Source organism: Bacillota bacterium (assembly GCA_013177945.1).
In the GTDB taxonomy this organism is placed as follows: domain Bacteria; phylum Bacillota; class DSM-12270; order Thermacetogeniales; family Thermacetogeniaceae; genus Ch130.
The window spans coordinates 43163-59119 of record JABLXW010000015.1; the positions used below are offsets into that span (position 1 = coordinate 43163).

Below are 15957 nucleotides of genomic sequence, written 5' to 3' on the forward strand. Positions count from 1 at the left end.
CCCACAACTTCAGGGGGATGGAGCGCGAGGTAAGTTTGGTCTTTGCCTGCTTTTCGCAAACAAGAGGACCGTCCCTGTGTTTGTGTAAAGATACCATATTTGCATCCCTTGCCTGCCTCTTGTTGCCCAAGCCGGAGGAATCGGCATCTTGTATCCCGGGCCGGCAAATGTTATACTTGTAGTAATACTTGCAGTAGTACAAAGGAGGTGCCGGGAATGGGTGAAGGTTCAAACAAGAGCAATACCAGCTTAAAAAAACCAAAAAAGCAGGCCTCTCAAATTACGGCGGTGAGACTGCCCTCCGAGGTTGTCTGCCGGATCGACGCCCTTGTGGGGAGGGGCAACCGCTCCAGGTTCATCGCAGCCGCCGTTGAAAAGGAATTAAAGCGGCGGGCGCGCCTTGCACACCTCGAAGAGGCGGGGGGTTTTATCCCTGACGACCTGGATGCCTTAGCCTTTGTGAACCGGCTGCGAGCTTGGGATGAGAGGGCTGATTGAGTGGCTTCCCGCGGCTTTCTGCTCGACACCGATTTCTTGATCGATTTGAACCGGAGCAGGCGCCACGTTTTGCGCCAGCGGGCGGAAAAGCTCTTGCTCAGCATCAATGACGCCGACCTCTACATTTCCAGTGTGGCGGTTGCGGAATTCTTGACCGGGGTCCCGGAAGACAGACAGGAAGAAGTGCAGAAAATGCTCCAGGAGCAATACTTTTACCTTGCTCCTGCTTATGAGGAGGCTGTCTTTGCCGGAAGGCTGCGCCGGGAGTGGCTTGCGCGGGGCTATACCCTGGCTCTTTCCGATGTCACCAATGCTGCCCTGGCAATCTCCCGGAAACTGGCCCTGGTGACGAGGAATGTTTCTCACTACCCCTTTTCTGAGCTTGCGATTATTGAATGGTGACAGACTGATGCAAGGAAGACTGAAGGAAGAAGATATGCTAGACGACATAGCAAAAATTGCCAAAGCCTTATTTACGTTTTCATTACGATGGTAGAACACCTGCTTTTTCTGAGATATAATATGCCCAGGAGGTGCTTGTAAATGATTGAGCGTATTTCCATTGACCCTGCTGTCTGCCACGGGCAGGCTTGCATCAAAGGAACACGTATTCCTGTGCACCAGATTATTAGTATGCTGGCAAACGGAGATACCATTGAGGAATTGTTAGAGGAGTACCCTTCCCTTAAAAGGGAAGATATTTTGGCATGCCTTGAATATGCTGCTTTACTTGCGGAAGAACAAATTATCCCGTTTGAGGCTATGAATAAGCCATGAGGATTTATGTAGATGAAAATATCCCTGCAAAGACAGTCCGTGCTCTGCGAGAACTTGGTCATGAAGTATTTGATCACCGGGGTACGCCAAGAGAAGGGATCGCCGATCAATCAGGGGGTCAGGCCCCATCTCAAGAAAGAAGAAGTCGCGGAGGCTTATGCTGTTCTGAAAAGCAGCGGCTTGCTGGAAAGTTGAACTTTTACGCTCGCGATTTCCCCCGGCGGCCCCCGCAGTTCCAGGGGGATAGGGCATGAGGTAAGTTTGGTCTTTGCCTGCTTTTCCTTTTCGCAAATCGCAAACAAGAGAACCGTCCCCTTGTTTGCCCTTGTTTGCCAGTAAAATAAAAAACAGCAGGCACATATCGCCTGCAGATGCCTTTCCCAGTTACCGCTTGCTCGCGTTCAAAATGGTCACACCAACGACTTCGTTTCCCCGGTAGCGCACCACGATGTCGTCCGCAACGAATTCGCTGTCGTCAGCAGCAACCGGCTGCTCGGTGAAGTGCACATACAGAACGTCTCCTACCGGGTCGTAGGATGCCCGCAGGAGGGGAAGGCCGGATCTTACGACCGCTTGCGATACCGTTTCGGCAAGCTTAATATAGCTCATTGCTTCGGCCATACAATCACCCTCTTTTCCAGTTGCCTAACCTTCCGGGTTAGGAATGCTGTTATGATGAATCCGTCACCAGGGCCTGTTTCCTTATACACCACTACCAGGAACTTCCCGGCCGTTATTTCCCGGATGGCCAACAACTCACCGCGGCTCCCTGACAAAACTTTAAGGGGTCTCCTGACGGTGAGAAGCACCTCCCGGCGCAATTCTTCGAGTTCCGGATGCTCCTCGACTATATGCTGCCACCGTTCCTCTGACAGTCTAATCCAGATACCGGAAACAGCATGTGTTCCCATCCTCTGCTCGGTCACTATTCTCCAGCTCTCCTTCTATGACACTAGTCTATCAGAAATCTGGCAGGTCAGCAATATTATGATAAAATCAGAACAAAAGTTCCCTTCCGTTTAGGCATTTCCCCGAACGCTTCTGGTTGTACCCGGGGATGTCGTCCTGCGTTGCAGCCCCAATGCTTTTGAGCTTTTACGCCCGGGATTTCCCCCGGCGGCCCCCGCACCTCCAAGGGGGATGGAGTGCGAGGCAGGTTTGGTCTTTGCCTGCTTTTCGCAAACAAGAGCAAACAAGAGAACCGTACCCTTGTTTGCCAGTCCCCTTGTTTGCCCCCTTGGTTGCCCTTGGTTGCAACCCTGCAAAGGGCGCAATGTTTGGGGGCGCCTTCGCATTAGATCAGGAAACTGGTATAATATAACTGATATTAATATAGATGAGAATAAGAATTCGTGGAGGTTTGTAGCATGGATTTACTGGAGCGTATTACAGTTGATCCTTCTGTCTGTCACGGGAAGGCCTGCATTAAAGGAACAAGGATTCCTGTCAGCGTTATCTTGGACAACCTGGCCGCAGGAAATAGCAAGGAAGAAATATTAAGAAGTTATCCTTCCCTGACACCTGAAGATATTCAGGCAGCAATTGCCTACGGAGCGATGCTGCTAAAGAACGCCATATTGCTCTGTAAAGCTGGGTAGATGCCCTTCCTGTTGAAATCGCCTGTCTGCTCAAAGAAGCAGGTTATGAGGCCGAAACGGTTTGGTCGGAGCAAATTCAGGGGTGTTCCGACATTAAAATTTTAGAGCTTTGTAAGGCTGAAAACTGTGTTCTGGTAACTCTCGATATGGATTTCTCAGATATCCGGAGATATCCGCCTGAAAACTATCGAGGAATAATTTTGATTCGAACGCCCTCTCAAAGCAAGGAAAGTGTTATTAATCTCTTCAGAAAAATTATTTATCTGCTTCAGCGTTATCAGCTTATTGGATGTTTATGGATAGTACAGGAAAATAGTGTCAGGATTAGAGGGCCAGAGAAATAAGGCACTGGTTCATGAGCAGCTCCAACGGGGGGAGGTGGACGTGCTCCGCCCGTATCTTTTGCTTGAGCGTTACCGGCAATTACTGGAGGATCTCCACGAGCCTTGCCGTTGTGGCGGAGCGGCATGAAGAAAAACCGGTCGGCTGCTGGAAAGTTAAACTTTGCGCCTAATTTTCTGTTTTATACTTTATGCTAGAGAAAAATCGGAGTGAGGCTTATGATTTCCGGCTTGAATCCTTTGCGGGAAACCGATAAAAAGGCTGTCGTGGAGTTCTGCACCCTCCTCCGGAGGAAGCTGAAAGACAACTTGCGGCAGATCAGATTGTTCGGCTCTAAGGCCAGGGGAGATGACGACCCCGAGTCGGATATTGACATCCTGCTGCTTGTGGAAAAACGAGATCCTGTTGTAGAAGATCAAATTATTGACATCGCCTATGAGGTAAGTTTGAAATACGATGTTGTCATGATGCCGGTAGTGCTGTCAGTTGACGAGTATTTGAGTTCCTTATCGAGAGCCAGCCTTTTTTACCGTCATACTCAAAACGAAGGTCTGGTATTATGAATGAGGATTTTCTCGCATTGGCTCGGTTTCGCGTGAACAGAGCAAAAGAGACGCTGTCCGAGACCAGGCTGTTGTTGGATGCCGGGCATCTAAACGGTGCGGTTAACCGCTTGTATTATGCTGCTTTTTATGCCGCCCGTGCTATCCTGGCTACCAAAGGGCTCGATTCATCGAAACACAGCGGCGTAGAACAGTAGTTCCCTTCTATTTAGACATTTCTCCGAACCCTTCTGATGTATACCCCAGGATGTCGTCCTGCGTCGCAGCCCCAATGCTTCTTGCATACTTTGGCAATGACGTTAAAGCAAAGGTGGAAAAGCTGCTTTCGATCTTGGGAGACAAACCGGTGCGGTTCCTGGAGTGCGTAGCCACCACCCATTATGCTTACCGTTCCTGCTCCCTGAGGAAAACAGGTCATTTGCTTCCCTTGAGAAAGTCGTCAGGGGGTCAGGCCCCATCTCAAGAAAGAAGAAGTCGCGGAGGCTTATGCTGTTCTGAAAAGCAGCGGCTTGCTGGAAAGTTGAACTTTTACGCTCGCGATTTCCCCCAATGGCCCCCACAGCTCCAGGGGGATGGGGCATGAGGTAAGTTTGGTCTTTGCCTGCTTTTCGCAAACAAGAGAACCGTCCCCTTGTTTGCTACGTCCCCTTGTTTGCCATTTTGCCCGGGGCATTCGCAGTTTTTGCCTTTGAAGATCTTGAGGGGGATTCCATTTTCAGTACCGGCCGGGAAGACAACCGGGAAGGCAAAAATTTGCGTGATTTTCGGCGGGGCAGTGATTTTACTTTTTAAGGAAGGGCGCTGGGAATAGCCGACTCCACTCCCTCACGGGCCCCCTGGATGACTCGAGGATCTTTAAACTTTGGGCTTTCAGCCGGAAGAAAAAGTAAAGGTGAAAGTGGAATTCATGCGCATGCTGGCCCGGATGAAGCTGGACCCGGCCCGGATGGAACTGTTGGCCGGCTTTTTCGAGACTTACTTGAAACTGAACCGCAAGGAAGAAGAACAATATAACCGGGAACTGGGTAAACTGGATAGCAAGGAGGTTGACGTAATCATGCAGATTACTACTGGTTGGCATGAAAAAGGTCGTGCGGAAGGCAAAATCGAAGCCAAGCGGGAAGTTATATGCAAATACCTGTTCCGCAAGTTTGGGGATAAATCGTCTGACCTGCAACAAAAGGTCCAGCAGATAACCAGTCTGGAAGTGCTGGACTATGTCCTGGAGGAGCTTTTTGCCGCCAATACCATCGAAGAAGCCCGGGCCGTTGTCAATAACGGTGCAGGTGTCATTTAAATAGGCGGGATTAGCGAGAGATAATTTTTTTGGTCGAGGAAGCCCCGGAAGGTGGTTACACAGCACGAGCCCTCGGCCACTCTATATTATTTATTTTTTACTCTCGTTTTAAGCAGCAAGGCCCCTCCCGAGCACCATGTCAGAACATTCCGCGTCGCCCCTTGGAGTTCAGCGCACCAACCCCCGTTTCGCTTGCCTGCCGATCGGTGCTGTGTTTTTAAAATCCCAGATTGCCTTGTTGATCGGGCAGGAAGTTCCGGCTTTTTGTCGAATTTCCTTTTTGTGGTTTTTCTTTACAGCGATGACGAATTAGTTCCTGAAGCTTGAGAGGTCATTGGGACTGAGTGGGATGCGCTTCAAGATCCCAGAGTTGGAATGATTTGCTTTCGGTGCCAAGATGAGAAAGGAAGATTATTGGAAAATTTCTGCAAATCAGCACAAAAGGCAGGAAAATCCTGCCTTTTGTCGAATCCTAAATTCTAAATCCTAAAACTATAAGACCTCAGGTCCAAATAAAAATTATCCTCCGTTTCAAGAGCCAAATTGTTTATCAAGGAGTCAAATCGTTTGAATGAGAAAAAAGCATGTCACCGTCATAATTACTTCTCTTAGTTTGTCTGTGCTTCTTCTCATTCTTCTTTTGCATTACAATAGCTGGCTGGTCGGTGCCGTTAAGAGGCAGGCAGAAGACGTTCTGGTGAGCGTAATTACCACCATTTTAGTATCAGCTGGAAGCGGAGCGGTAATCTGGTTCCGCAAGTATTATAAGCAGCGCAGGAAACACCAGATACCGTACCACCGCGAATTCAGGATAGGCAGATGGACACCTTCCCGCGACGTTCCCTTTATTTTTGCCGATGGAGTAGATCTCGATAAGCCCCGGCGCCTGTCACCGGCCGAGATTCACTGCGGGGAGGTCGAATCCCGTTTTAAATCCCTTCTGACTTATTGCCTTACCGGGAGACGATCGTTGAAGCCTACAGCAGAGAGGGGTTTTTAAGGCTTACCGATGGCCAGATCGTCAGACTGGAGTCATTTACTTTGGTGCGCCCTCGTGCTGACGAGCCGCCTGAATGGATTTTATCCTTCAGTCCGCTCTCATATTTTGACTTCATCTGCACAAACCTGGCCCTCACCCCTACATTTAAGCCCGTTGTTCTGCCTGCGCCTGTTTTAGATGCGCTTAACAAGCACCGGGCGAATGTCGAGCAAAAAATAACCTTTAGAGAAGTACTGGACTGTTCTTGCCTGGGCAACGGGCTGACCCTGCACCTGAACGTGATCGACGCGGATAACAAGCTGCTCGTCGGGCGCCGTCCCAAAGACCTCCCGATTTACGGCGGGAAGCTGGTTACTTCTGTCACCGGCGCCGTGAGCTGGAACGACCGGAGGTGTGAAGGGGTGCCGCCGGATCCTTTCCTGGCTGCCGTAAGGGAGGCCCGTGAGGAAACGGGCATCACATTGCTCAAACGCGATGTTTTCTTCTACGCTCTGGGAATGCAGGGAGACCAGCGGCATCCTCTGCTGTTAGGTGCGGTCAGGCTGGAAGACAGGCTGGAGAATGTTCTCAAAACCTGCCGGGATGCCTGGGAAAACGAGGTGTTTTATTACCTGGACCTGGACGATCTTGATACCTGCGCTGCGGTTCTCGTTTACGGCGACTGGATACCCGCCAGCGCCGTTGCCGTGGCCTTGTCCCTGCTGGACCAGCACGGCTATAAAAGCGTTGAGGATGCCTTCAACCGGGCCGAGCAGCGGAAGTACAAGGCGTGGCTTTCGAGGACGCCCTGGCACCGGCGGAAAAGATGGTCTTTGCTGGCTTAAGCGAGGTTTTGCTTTAAATCAGGGACAGCGGCTATGTTAAGAAAAAAGCAGGAAACATAGGGTCTCTGTTGAATATGTAATAATTGACAAATGAACCGTTAAAAAGAAGTTTTTTGGGACCTAGATATAGTGAAGTGATAGCTTTTCGAAATTCTTTTTTCCAATGCTGAAGGGTGGCATTAATGCCTATGACTAGATATTCCGATTATTATTTTTTTCGATATTTTATTCTGCCAGCTGTACAAATCAGTTTTAATTTTGAAGACGATCAAAGCGAACTGAAACCTAAAGATAGGATCAAAAGGGCCATTGATGTGCTGGAAGAAAAAAGGAAAATAACAGAAGTATTTAAAAACCGTAAGTATTTGCTCTATTTTTCAAAAGGGCGCAATGTTTGGGGGCACCTTCGCATTCTTCGCATTATAGATCAGGAAACTGGTATAATATAACTGGTATGAATGTAGATGAAAATAAGAGTTCGTGGAGGTAAGAGGAGCGTGAAAGATATGAAACAGCGCGTCGTCGTGCGGGTGGAAATCTTCCGCGAAGGTGATCTGTACGTGGGTCTCTGCCCAGACTTGGAAGTCTCAAGCTTTGGGGAGACGATCACCGAAGCGAAGGATTCTCTTCGAGAGGCTTTGGAGGCTTTCCTCGAGGAATGTGAAGCGATGGGGACCCTGGAGGAGGTTTTAGAGGAAGCGGGCTACCTCCGGCAGGATGGGACTTGGCTACCGCGTCAACCGGTCTCAGCTGAACTGGTCGCCCTCGGGTAAACAGGGTTATGGCTTCTCGTAAGATTACACCCATTCCCTATCAGAAGCTGGTAAAAATTTTCGAGCTAGACGGCTTTACCATCAAACGCCAAAAGGGGGACCACCTGATTTTGACGAAGCCAGGGGCGAAGCGACCGGTTGTGATTAAGAAAAGCCCACGTGAGGTGCCTGTAACCCACATCTTAACGAATTTAAAAACCGCAGGGATGAGTCGTGAGCGCTATTTGGAACTGCGGGCTCAGGTATAGTGCTGGAGCCGCGGGTTCCCGCGCCTGCCGAGACTTTGGCAACTTTCAAGACCCTTTTCAGGAGGTACTCTCCCGAGCGCGTCCTCTGGCGCTACGACCCGATTGTTTTGAGCAAGTTCACCCTGCCAGCGGGGGAACTGTGGTCACGGGGGACCCCGAGTTTAAAAAGGCGCAAGGGGTCGCGCCGGTTCACTGGCTCCCGGAAAAACCCAGATAACGCTAACCCCGATGTTGTCCTGGCCCGCCGGGGGGCGTGTTCTCTTTCAAAACATCCTTTAGAAATCTTCCTAACGCTTTCCTCCCTTCCCTGGCGGGTTTTGCAGATTCCATCTGATACTGTTCGATTTCCGGCCCATTTTCCGGGTTCCAATCAACAAAATTTAAAATGTGCATTTTCTTTCCCTGGGGCGGTATGAGGAAATCCATTAACCTGTGGGTTAGTTCCTCATGGTGGCTCACGATAAACAGTTGGCGCCGCGGGCTGTCATCATCGCCGGTCCCATAAACGATTTGCCTTAACAGTGCAGCCTCCCGGGGTAGCTGTGCCATGTCGAAGGATGTCGTGGTATCATCCAGGGCAATGATCCCGTGACGCAAAAAACTGATATCCAGGGATATGTTCAGCCCCAGGAGCAGCGAAAGGGCAAGTTGAGACTGCTGCCCTGTAGAAAGTGAGGTTAAAGTGCGACCGTCTGCGGTTTTAAATTCCCAGATTCCCTGTTGATTTCTTCCTTGTTTTCTTTGCGAGCTTTGGATTCTCACAGGGAGAATACCCCGAACCAGGCGAAACCTGTAGAGAATTTTGTTTATCAATTCTGCAAGCTTTTGGGCTTCGCTATCCGGAACCTGACGGATGCTTTCTAGAACTGATTTCTCCGGTGTAATCTCCCTATTCAATGCATCCTTCAAAATTCTAATTTGCTCTTTTGCCTTCCTGTATTGGCCCGACTTCTTCAGTTGTTCCTGGCGATTCAGGTCTCTTTTTTCAACGTCAATCCATTTGTCCAAAGCCTTTAGAATGTCATCGGCCAATTTAACAGGATGCGTTTCAGATTTTGATGTGGCATCGCGAAAAGCCTGACCGGCTTCGAGTTTCGCTCTCTGTCCGGCCCTTTCCTGCGCTTTTTTTAGAAGTTCCTGCGCGTCGGCAGAAGTATTTGCCATCTTCTTGATTTCTTCGAGTATATCAATGGTTGTCTTGCACTCAGAAAGCTCTCTTTCCTGTTTATTAACAGCTGTTGAAAGCCTGCTTCGCTCGTTTTCCACCTGTTCCTGCCAGCTTGCCAATATTTCATCGAGGTGCTTTCCATTAACAGCAAGGGAAGTATAGGCTGTATTAAGCCAATTCATAACTTCCACAGGTGGACGCATATATTCATTATTGGAACCAACATCTAATTGTTGCCATTCGTGCCCGTGCTGGCGAAGTGATTGCATAATTTCCAGCAAACCGGGCCCTTCAGGACTCTTGAAATGATTCTCCACTTTTAACAGCAATTGAAGCCTTTCTTTGTTTTTGGCCAACTCTTTCCCCAACTCCAGGCAGTTATTCTTCAAAGCGTCAATTTGTTTCAATTTCAGTATATTCGTGGCGTCGGGAAGGCTGGCGATCAGGTGATTCAGCCGTTCCGCCGTATCGCTTTTTGGGAGGATATGCTTTATTTTGAGCTCATTGATGAGGGTTTGAAAGTATATCAAGGTGGATGTTATATTCATGTCTTCGCTTGGTTTCTGCAGGCCCATATAATTGCTGAAGCTGAGAGTAAAATCGGCGAGCTTTTTTTGCCAGTCCTTTCTCAAGTCTCCCCCGGTCTTTAAGACGTCGATGACGGGAAGTTCCCGTGGTGCAATATTGAAATTTTCCACTACAAAGATGAGTTGCCGCCATAAATCTGTTACGCTGCGAGCAATTTCCTCCCTCTCTTTGTTTAATGCCGCCTCGCTTTCAACTCCGGTTATGACCAGCGTTCTCTCCTTTTGCTCTACTTGTTTTAGGGCCTCTTTAAGCGCGGAACGCGCTACTTCAACCTCCTCAGGTGGGGGCGCCAGAAAGTCCTTAAGGGTTGTTCCTCGTGTAAAATTATCAAAAGTCTCCTCAACCAGATCCTGATAGAAAAAACTTGCCTTTGCTGTAATTTCTCTTGCAGAAGGTGATCGATGCCAGATCGGGTCGCTGCATTCGGGGGAACCTTTTTTAGGAACAGTAACCGTCACATTTTTTTCAGCACCACTTGTTTTTAAGATGGTTGCTTCTAACGTAGTCTTTTCAGGGAAGTACTTTATCTCTGGCAATTCAAAGATAACAGGTTCCCTGAGCGGGTGAAGGTGACCTGTAAGGAGCAGGCAGAGCGCATCGATCAAGCTGGTTTTACCGAATCCGTTGGGCCCGGTAATTAAAACAACATCTGCATCGGTGTTTAACGGTTTATTAAGCTTTTTTATCCCGCGAAAATCGCAGATGTTGATAGACTTAACTCTTAAAATACCTTCATTACTGGTGGTAAACATGTTCCCCCCTAACCCCCCTGTGTTAAAATACCCGTTCGTTTTTGCTATGTTTATTTCTCTCCGGCAATTCTGTCGATTTCTGAGAGCGATTCAGCAGTCCACTCTAATATTGCGTCTTTAATAGAGTTGCCGGTTTCCCAGGATTGGATTATTGTGTTCATTAACTCCCGGTGTTTGTCAGTTGATTTTTCAGACCTGTATGTGTCTTTCAACATTTTGAGATATACCTTTGATTCAAGTTGTTTTATTTTATCCGACTCTGTCCAGAGGGCGGTTGCGCCGGATAGCAGAGAGTAGATAACCTTTGTCTCATCACCGCTTGGAGCATAAAACAGGGAAAAATCGCCGCGATGCCAGTCCTGATCTGCCGCCCATAAGGTTACATCGTTTTCCAGGATCTCCTCATCCATGCCTTCAACGGGAGAAATAACTCCTATTACCGGTACTATCACCCCTTGCTGCTCTGCATAGCCGCTTAGCAATCGCAGAATCCCGGCAATTGCTTCTTTAATTTCAGAAATGCTGTCATGAAGCTTCTGTGTTGCTAGTTTTACGGTAAAGTGCACGGCGAGTGCCACATCGGTAAGGTAAACCTCACTGACGGCCAGGAGTTTTTCATCTCTTTCTAGTAGTGAGGATACAAGCCTGTTTTTTGTGTTCTTATCAAGCTTAAGCCGCCAGTTGGCAATTGACTTTGGATCAATTACGATATCCTCATACAAAGCGATCACCCTGCTATAAGATTTTCTTTGCCCGCCATCTAATCCCGCGGCGAGCATTGGCCGCAATAAGCTTAGCCGCTCTCAACGATGCGAAGAACTTTTCTCTTGTTGCATCAACGCTCGATGGTGCTTTGGAATCCCAGCAGAAGATGTCTCTAAAAGGGAGTTTGTAAATAGTAACCCTCTTTTTCATATTGAGTTCCCGGGCACTATTTGATTCCTGGAGATCGACTTTTTGGTGGATAATTTCCGCTCGTTCTACTGATTTAGAACTGACAACGATTCCAATGCTGATGTTGTTGTTAAGCAAAACATTTTTATTTCCAAGAGCTTTTTGCAGCACGCTTGTATCGTGAACAATAAAAACCGGCAGGTTCGCAAAGATTTTCAGGATGAAAAGGTTATTCTCAATACACACCACCCTGTTTATTTCTTCCCATTTCCTTCTATTGCCGGCAACGAAAAAGAGGATTAAAAGAACCAGGGGAAGCAGTACGGGCTTTTCTAGCAATGGCAGGTAGGCCCCCGGGTTGCAGTATGTTCTGCTGTACCTGATGCAGTTTATCCATTTTGTTAGTGTAGTTACATGTAAATGGTTATCTAGTGCCAGCAGTTGCGGGAAACGCCCGAAGGGTGCTTTGGCAGGGGCGAGCCAGTTAGTAAAATCGGACAGCAAAGCGTCTACAGGGTGAATGCAAGAAGAGAGGTAAGCATAAAACGGAGTATCCGGTCTACAGCATTTTTTAAACAGCTGCCAAAAAGCTGCCTGGTATACTTTTTCCCAAAATACGTCAGCTGACAAACAACTATCTTTGATTCCTGGATCGAGATCTTTGGCATCAGCGCCCGTAAATACATTTTTGTGGATATTGCAGTAAGCCAGGGAATCGTTGTGTGCAATGGCGTAAGAATGAAGAATTTGCACCTGGTTAAAGGTGAGGTTGCATTCATACGCAGCTATGAAAGGGGCGTTAGGCAGATTCCAGCAGGATCTTTGTTTTGCTTGGCGGCCTCCGGGCCTCCTTCCGTTAATACATTCCGAATTTTGAAATTCCTCTGCAATTTGCAGGACAGTATGTCTTACCTGGGGCTCATCACTGCCAAAACCGGAGAATATGAGGGTGCGCGAGCGCAGGCAGTCGCGAAATAGATCCCGCGCCCAGTGGCGGTCTCCCCATTCCTGCAACTGGCGTTCCGTAAGAAGAATTTTTTCCGGTGGAAAATCTTTTTGTTTCAGTTTGGCCGCGCACCCGTTAATTTTATAGATCTTGAGACACCGTATGTCTTCTTTAATGAAAAATTTTCCTGAATCTCTCCTGTATTCTTCAAGATCGGTTATAACCAGGGCGGCGTTCTCAGAACCATTGATAAAGGTTGAATTATATGCCTCTTCCAGGCAACAATCATAATTCGTGGTGATAATCTCGTCTATTAAGCCCTCACGGGCAAGAAACGAGATGTATCTGTGAGCGATGGTCGGCTGTAGTTCGCTGAAATCCTGGATTGCTAAAACATCTTCCACTAAAGATCGCGGGGCATTCGTCCCGGCTACCCATGTATACATTTCGCAAAGTTTATCCAGAGTGACGTATTTTTTTAGATACTTGTCGCCTCCGGAATTATTGCTGAGTTCTTTGAGCAGACATTTTTTGTCGTTACATACACCCTGATGCTGGTTTTGATGCTGTTTTTCGCATTCCAGGAAAGAGCAACACCATTTAGCCCATTGTTTTTGTTCTTTACCTTGCAGCCGCAAGTCCAATAATTTACAGGCAATTAAACTGATCATGCGCCTGGTATCAGCAACTCCTGTTCTACCATCTTTGTGTACTGCGTTTCTCGAAACTCCGGCTCCGATGAAAGGAACCACTTTGCCTGTAAAAAAACGATCAACCAGCCGGGATATTTTGTCACTTACTTTAATTTTTCCCTTGCCCATTTCCCAAACGACCTCTGATGCTTAAGTAACTATCTGAATTATGAGTTCGGCAATAATATCCAAAATCCTTCCTGAATATTCCTAAAAATTACAAATTATAACGGTACGCACCAACCCCCGTTTCGCTTGCCCGCCGATCTGTGCCGTGTTTTTAAAATCCCAGATTGCTTTGATTATATTTTAAAAAATGTTGGGGCAGGAAAATTCTTGGGAATTTAGAAAAGATCGGGCAGGAAGTTCCGGCTTTTTGTCGAATTTCTCTTTTGGCGAACTCCGAAAGAGCACGGAAGCTGCAGCTCATAAAGCCGTCCGGCGCTCAATTTAGGGATCGGAGGGGGCTCTTTTCCTTGGAAACGGCAGTTGTCATTATGGCCGGCGGCTCCGGCGAGAGGTTCTGGCCGTACAGCAGAAGAGAAAGGCCCAAGCAGTTTCTGGCAATCGGCGGGAGAGAGAGCCTTCTTCAACAGGCCGTTGCAAGGGCGAAGCTGCTTGTGGACGTAGAAAAAATCTACATCGTTACCGGCCGGGGCTACAGCGAACTGGTGCGAGAGCAGGCCCCGGAGCTCCCCCCTGAAAACCTGATTGTCGAACCGGTAGGCCGCGATACGGCGCCCTGCATAGCCCTGGCGGCCCTGCTTTTAGCGGCAAGAGACCCGGAGACGCTCATGGTTGTCCTGCCGTCGGATCACATGATTCTCGACGAGCGCCGTTTTTGCGAAGCGATAACCCGTGCGCTTGCACTGGCGGCCGATACAAACGGACTCGTGACCGTCGGCATCCAGCCCACACGCCCCGAAACAGGCTACGGCTACATCCGCTTAGGGGAGCCGGCAGAGGACGGGTCGGCTTACAGGGTGGACAGGTTCGTGGAAAAGCCCGATGCCTGCCGGGCGGCCGAGTATCTGGCTTCGGGTGAGTATCTCTGGAACAGCGGCATGTTTATATGGAGGGCGAAGGCGATCAGAGAAGCGATTTCCCGCCACCTCCCGGAGCTGGCTGCTGCCATGGAGCCCATCGAGAGAGCGCTGGGCACCGCTGATTTCGAAGAGACCCTCAACGATCACTTTCCCCGCCTGCCCAAGATCTCCATCGATTACGGTGTAATCGAAAAGGCGGCCAATGTCTGGGTCGTGCCCGGGAGCTTCGGCTGGGATGACCTGGGGTCGTGGACGGCGCTGGAGCGGGTGCTGGAGCCTGACGGCTTCGGGAACCTTGTTGAAGGAAAAGCCGTTCTCGTCGATACCGAGAATGTGATTGCCAGGAACGACAACCGGGATAAATTAATGGTCACTCTTGGCCTTAAGGACCTGCTGGTCGTTGATATGCCCGATGTGCTGCTGGTGGCCCATAAGGATAGGGAACCGGAGCTCAAAAAAGTGGTCAGGGAGCTGGAGAGCCGGGGTTTGAGCCGGTATTTGCACAGCTTCGGCGGAGGAGAGGAGTAATTCGGTGGCGCTCCGTGGGGTGGTTGAACTTAACCGGCAGATATTCCGCCAGTACGACATTCGCGGCCACGCAGAGCGGGACTTCCCGGATGAAACGGTTCGGCTTCTGGGCCGGGCCTTTGGCACTTATGTCCGGGAGCGTGGGATTTCAGAGGTGCTGGTGGGGCGGGACAACCGCCTCAGCTCAGAAAGGTTGAGAAATGCTTTCGTTGCAGGGCTGCTTGCCACCGGGTGTACGGTCATCGACATCGGTCTTGTGGCAACTCCGATTCTCTATTACGCCATGGTGCACTGCGGCACTAAAGCTGGGGCGATGATCACCGGCAGCCACAACCCTCCCGATGAGAACGGCTTCAAGCTTGCCTGCGGTGAAGGGACGCTCTACGGGGAAGAGATCCTGAAGTTAAAGGAAATGGCAGAAGCCGGTCGATTCAAATCCGGGAAAGGCAGGATGGAAAAAAGGGATTTAGCAACCCCGTACCTCGCCATGCTCCAGGAGAAGATCGAGCTGGGCCCGCGCAGTTTGAAAGTTGCCGTGGACTGCGGCAACGGAACTGCTTCCCTTTTTGCCGAGAAGATCTTAAGGGCCTGGGGGTGCGAGGTGATTCCCCTTTACTGCGAATCGGATCCCCGCTTCCCCAACCATCACCCGGATCCTGTGGTTGCCGCCAATTTAGAAGATCTGAGGCAGGCGGTTTTGGAGCACGGGGCCGACCTGGGTGTGGCTTACGACGGCGATGCCGACAGGATCAGTGTGGTTGACGAAAAAGGGGAGATCATCTGGGGAGATCTGTTGATGTGCCTCTTCTGGCGGGAGATTCTGGCCCGCCACCCGGGGGCTTTGGCGATCATTGAGGTTAAGTGCTCCCAGGCGCTGGTCGATGAGGTAGTCCGCTTGGGAGGGAGGCCGTTTTTCTATAAAACAGGCCACTCTTTGATCAAGGCCAAGATGAGGGTGACGGGAGCGGTTTTTGCCGGCGAGATGTCCGGCCACATGTTCTTCGCGGACGAATACTTTGGCTTTGACGATGCCTTCTACGCTACAGGAAGGCTGTTGAGAATATTATCCAACACACCCAAGACGCTCTCTCAGCTTCTTGAAGATGTGCCCAGGTATTATGCTACTCCGGAAATACGCATCCCCTGCCCTGATGAAGATAAGTTCAAAGTGGTGGAGCGCCTGAAGGAAGAGTTTCGCCGGGATTATGAAGTTGTTGATGTAGACGGGGTGAGGGTAATTTTTCCCGAAGGCTGGGGCCTGGTGCGCGCCTCCAACACCCAGCCTGCGCTCGTGGCGAGGTGCGAAGCAAAAACCCCGGAAGGTCTTAGTAAAATCTGCAGCATCGTCAAAGAAGCCGTTGCCCGGCATCCGGAAGCAGGGGATTTCGACTGGAAGCATTAGGGTTAAGCCGGCAAATATGGT

Annotated in this window: 21 protein-coding genes and 1 pseudogene; 17 read left to right on the forward strand and 5 right to left on the reverse strand. The window is 49.6% G+C overall.

The window, feature by feature from the left end; genetic code table 11:
* Nucleotides 1–216 precede the first annotated feature (216 nt).
* From HPY58_09900 to HPY58_09915, 4 genes are all read left to right on the forward strand, one after another.
* A complete protein-coding gene (locus HPY58_09900) occupies nt 217–498 on the forward strand; it encodes a hypothetical protein (GenBank protein NPV29944.1) in 282 nt (93 codons plus the stop codon).
* On the forward strand, nt 499–900 hold the full coding sequence (locus HPY58_09905) for a PIN domain-containing protein (protein NPV29945.1): 402 nt from the start codon (nt 499–501) through the stop codon (nt 898–900).
* A gap of 141 nt (nt 901–1041) precedes the next feature.
* Entirely contained in the window at nt 1042–1275 is a 234-nt protein-coding gene (locus HPY58_09910; protein ID NPV29946.1) for a DUF433 domain-containing protein, read from the forward strand.
* Nucleotides 1272–1529: a DUF5615 family PIN-like protein gene (locus HPY58_09915; protein ID NPV29947.1), complete on the forward strand. Its 258-nt coding sequence runs from the start codon at nt 1272–1274 to the stop codon at nt 1527–1529. Before HPY58_09910 ends, HPY58_09915 begins: the two co-directional genes overlap by 4 nt.
* Before the next feature lie 130 nt (nt 1530–1659).
* Here the strand turns inward: HPY58_09915 and HPY58_09920 are convergent, their stop codons facing one another.
* Nucleotides 1660–1896: a DUF2283 domain-containing protein gene (locus tag HPY58_09920; GenBank protein ID NPV29948.1), complete on the reverse strand. Its 237-nt coding sequence runs from the start codon at nt 1894–1896 to the stop codon at nt 1660–1662.
* On the reverse strand, nt 1881–2186 hold the full coding sequence (locus HPY58_09925) for a hypothetical protein (GenBank protein NPV29949.1): 306 nt from the start codon (nt 2184–2186) through the stop codon (nt 1881–1883). Before HPY58_09925 ends, HPY58_09920 begins: the two co-directional genes overlap by 16 nt.
* Nucleotides 2187–2642: 456 nt before the next feature.
* Here HPY58_09925 and HPY58_09930 point away from each other — a divergent pair, with 456 nt between their 5' ends.
* From HPY58_09930 to HPY58_09980, 11 genes and pseudogenes are all read left to right on the forward strand, one after another.
* Nucleotides 2643–2873 carry a DUF433 domain-containing protein gene (locus tag HPY58_09930; protein NPV29950.1) on the forward strand — a complete coding sequence of 77 codons (231 nt, stop codon included), beginning with the start codon at nt 2643–2645 and terminating at the stop codon, nt 2871–2873.
* A 17-nt stretch (nt 2874–2890) separates the two neighbouring features.
* Nucleotides 2891–3217 carry a DUF5615 family PIN-like protein gene (locus HPY58_09935; protein ID NPV29951.1) on the forward strand — a complete coding sequence of 109 codons (327 nt, stop codon included), beginning with the start codon at nt 2891–2893 and terminating at the stop codon, nt 3215–3217.
* A 207-nt stretch (nt 3218–3424) separates the two neighbouring features.
* Entirely contained in the window at nt 3425–3778 is a 354-nt protein-coding gene (locus tag HPY58_09940; GenBank protein NPV29952.1) for a nucleotidyltransferase domain-containing protein, read from the forward strand.
* The gene (locus HPY58_09945) at nt 3775–3975 is read left to right on the forward strand and encodes a HEPN domain-containing protein (GenBank protein NPV29953.1); all 201 of its coding nucleotides are present in this window, start codon (nt 3775–3777) and stop codon (nt 3973–3975) included. Before HPY58_09940 ends, HPY58_09945 begins: the two co-directional genes overlap by 4 nt.
* 400 nt (nt 3976–4375) lie before the next feature.
* A complete protein-coding gene (locus tag HPY58_09950; protein NPV29954.1) occupies nt 4376–4570 on the forward strand; it encodes a hypothetical protein in 195 nt (64 codons plus the stop codon).
* 70 nt (nt 4571–4640) lie between these two features.
* Nucleotides 4641–5075: pseudogene (locus HPY58_09955) on the forward strand (transposase).
* Between the two features lie 571 nt (nt 5076–5646).
* On the forward strand, nt 5647–6075 hold the full coding sequence (locus HPY58_09960) for a hypothetical protein (protein ID NPV29955.1): 429 nt from the start codon (nt 5647–5649) through the stop codon (nt 6073–6075).
* On the forward strand, nt 6024–6899 hold the full coding sequence (locus tag HPY58_09965; protein ID NPV29956.1) for a hypothetical protein: 876 nt from the start codon (nt 6024–6026) through the stop codon (nt 6897–6899). The genes HPY58_09960 and HPY58_09965 overlap by 52 nt, the downstream gene beginning before the upstream one ends.
* Before the next feature lie 173 nt (nt 6900–7072).
* Nucleotides 7073–7348 carry a hypothetical protein gene (locus tag HPY58_09970; GenBank protein ID NPV29957.1) on the forward strand — a complete coding sequence of 92 codons (276 nt, stop codon included), beginning with the start codon at nt 7073–7075 and terminating at the stop codon, nt 7346–7348.
* A 57-nt stretch (nt 7349–7405) separates the two neighbouring features.
* A complete protein-coding gene (locus HPY58_09975) occupies nt 7406–7672 on the forward strand; it encodes a type II toxin-antitoxin system HicB family antitoxin (GenBank protein NPV29958.1) in 267 nt (88 codons plus the stop codon).
* Between the two features lie 8 nt (nt 7673–7680).
* Complete coding sequence (locus HPY58_09980) at nt 7681–7920, forward strand: type II toxin-antitoxin system HicA family toxin (protein NPV29959.1); 240 nt, start codon at nt 7681–7683, stop codon at nt 7918–7920.
* A gap of 219 nt (nt 7921–8139) precedes the next feature.
* On the opposite strand, the gene HPY58_09985 is transcribed toward HPY58_09980, so the two are convergent.
* From HPY58_09985 to HPY58_09995, 3 genes are read right to left on the reverse strand one after another with little or no spacing between them, the layout of a single operon-like run.
* Complete coding sequence (locus HPY58_09985) at nt 8140–10428, reverse strand: AAA family ATPase (protein ID NPV29960.1); 2289 nt, start codon at nt 10426–10428, stop codon at nt 8140–8142.
* 50 nt (nt 10429–10478) lie between these two features.
* The gene (locus HPY58_09990) at nt 10479–11150 is read right to left on the reverse strand and encodes a hypothetical protein (protein NPV29961.1); all 672 of its coding nucleotides are present in this window, start codon (nt 11148–11150) and stop codon (nt 10479–10481) included.
* Between the two features lie 13 nt (nt 11151–11163).
* A complete protein-coding gene (locus HPY58_09995) occupies nt 11164–13089 on the reverse strand; it encodes a hypothetical protein (protein ID NPV29962.1) in 1926 nt (641 codons plus the stop codon).
* Between the two features lie 368 nt (nt 13090–13457).
* Between HPY58_09995 and HPY58_10000 the strand changes: the two genes are divergently transcribed.
* Both HPY58_10000 and HPY58_10005 read left to right on the forward strand, forming a co-directional pair.
* The gene (locus tag HPY58_10000) at nt 13458–14534 is read left to right on the forward strand and encodes a mannose-1-phosphate guanylyltransferase (protein NPV29963.1); all 1077 of its coding nucleotides are present in this window, start codon (nt 13458–13460) and stop codon (nt 14532–14534) included.
* A gap of 19 nt (nt 14535–14553) precedes the next feature.
* Nucleotides 14554–15936: a phosphomannomutase/phosphoglucomutase gene (locus HPY58_10005; GenBank protein ID NPV29964.1), complete on the forward strand. Its 1383-nt coding sequence runs from the start codon at nt 14554–14556 to the stop codon at nt 15934–15936.
* Nucleotides 15937–15957 lie beyond the last annotated feature (21 nt).

Coding starts and splice junctions, on each gene's coding strand:
- HPY58_09960 (NPV29955.1), top strand. CDS start 5,647: ATGAGAAAAAAGCATGTCACCGTCATAATTACTTCTCTTAGTTTGTCT.
- HPY58_09985 (NPV29960.1), bottom strand. CDS start 10,428: ATGTTTACCACCAGTAATGAAGGTATTTTAAGAGTTAAGTCTATCAAC.
- HPY58_09930 (NPV29950.1), top strand. CDS start 2,643: ATGGATTTACTGGAGCGTATTACAGTTGATCCTTCTGTCTGTCACGGG.
- HPY58_09925 (NPV29949.1), bottom strand. CDS start 2,186: ATGGGAACACATGCTGTTTCCGGTATCTGGATTAGACTGTCAGAGGAA.
- HPY58_09945 (NPV29953.1), top strand. CDS start 3,775: ATGAATGAGGATTTTCTCGCATTGGCTCGGTTTCGCGTGAACAGAGCA.
- HPY58_09915 (NPV29947.1), top strand. CDS start 1,272: ATGAGGATTTATGTAGATGAAAATATCCCTGCAAAGACAGTCCGTGCT.
- HPY58_09900 (NPV29944.1), top strand. CDS start 217: ATGGGTGAAGGTTCAAACAAGAGCAATACCAGCTTAAAAAAACCAAAA.
- HPY58_09975 (NPV29958.1), top strand. CDS start 7,406: ATGAAACAGCGCGTCGTCGTGCGGGTGGAAATCTTCCGCGAAGGTGAT.
- HPY58_09980 (NPV29959.1), top strand. CDS start 7,681: ATGGCTTCTCGTAAGATTACACCCATTCCCTATCAGAAGCTGGTAAAA.
- HPY58_09910 (NPV29946.1), top strand. CDS start 1,042: ATGATTGAGCGTATTTCCATTGACCCTGCTGTCTGCCACGGGCAGGCT.
- HPY58_10000 (NPV29963.1), top strand. CDS start 13,458: ATGGCCGGCGGCTCCGGCGAGAGGTTCTGGCCGTACAGCAGAAGAGAA.
- HPY58_09995 (NPV29962.1), bottom strand. CDS start 13,089: ATGGGCAAGGGAAAAATTAAAGTAAGTGACAAAATATCCCGGCTGGTT.
- HPY58_09920 (NPV29948.1), bottom strand. CDS start 1,896: ATGGCCGAAGCAATGAGCTATATTAAGCTTGCCGAAACGGTATCGCAA.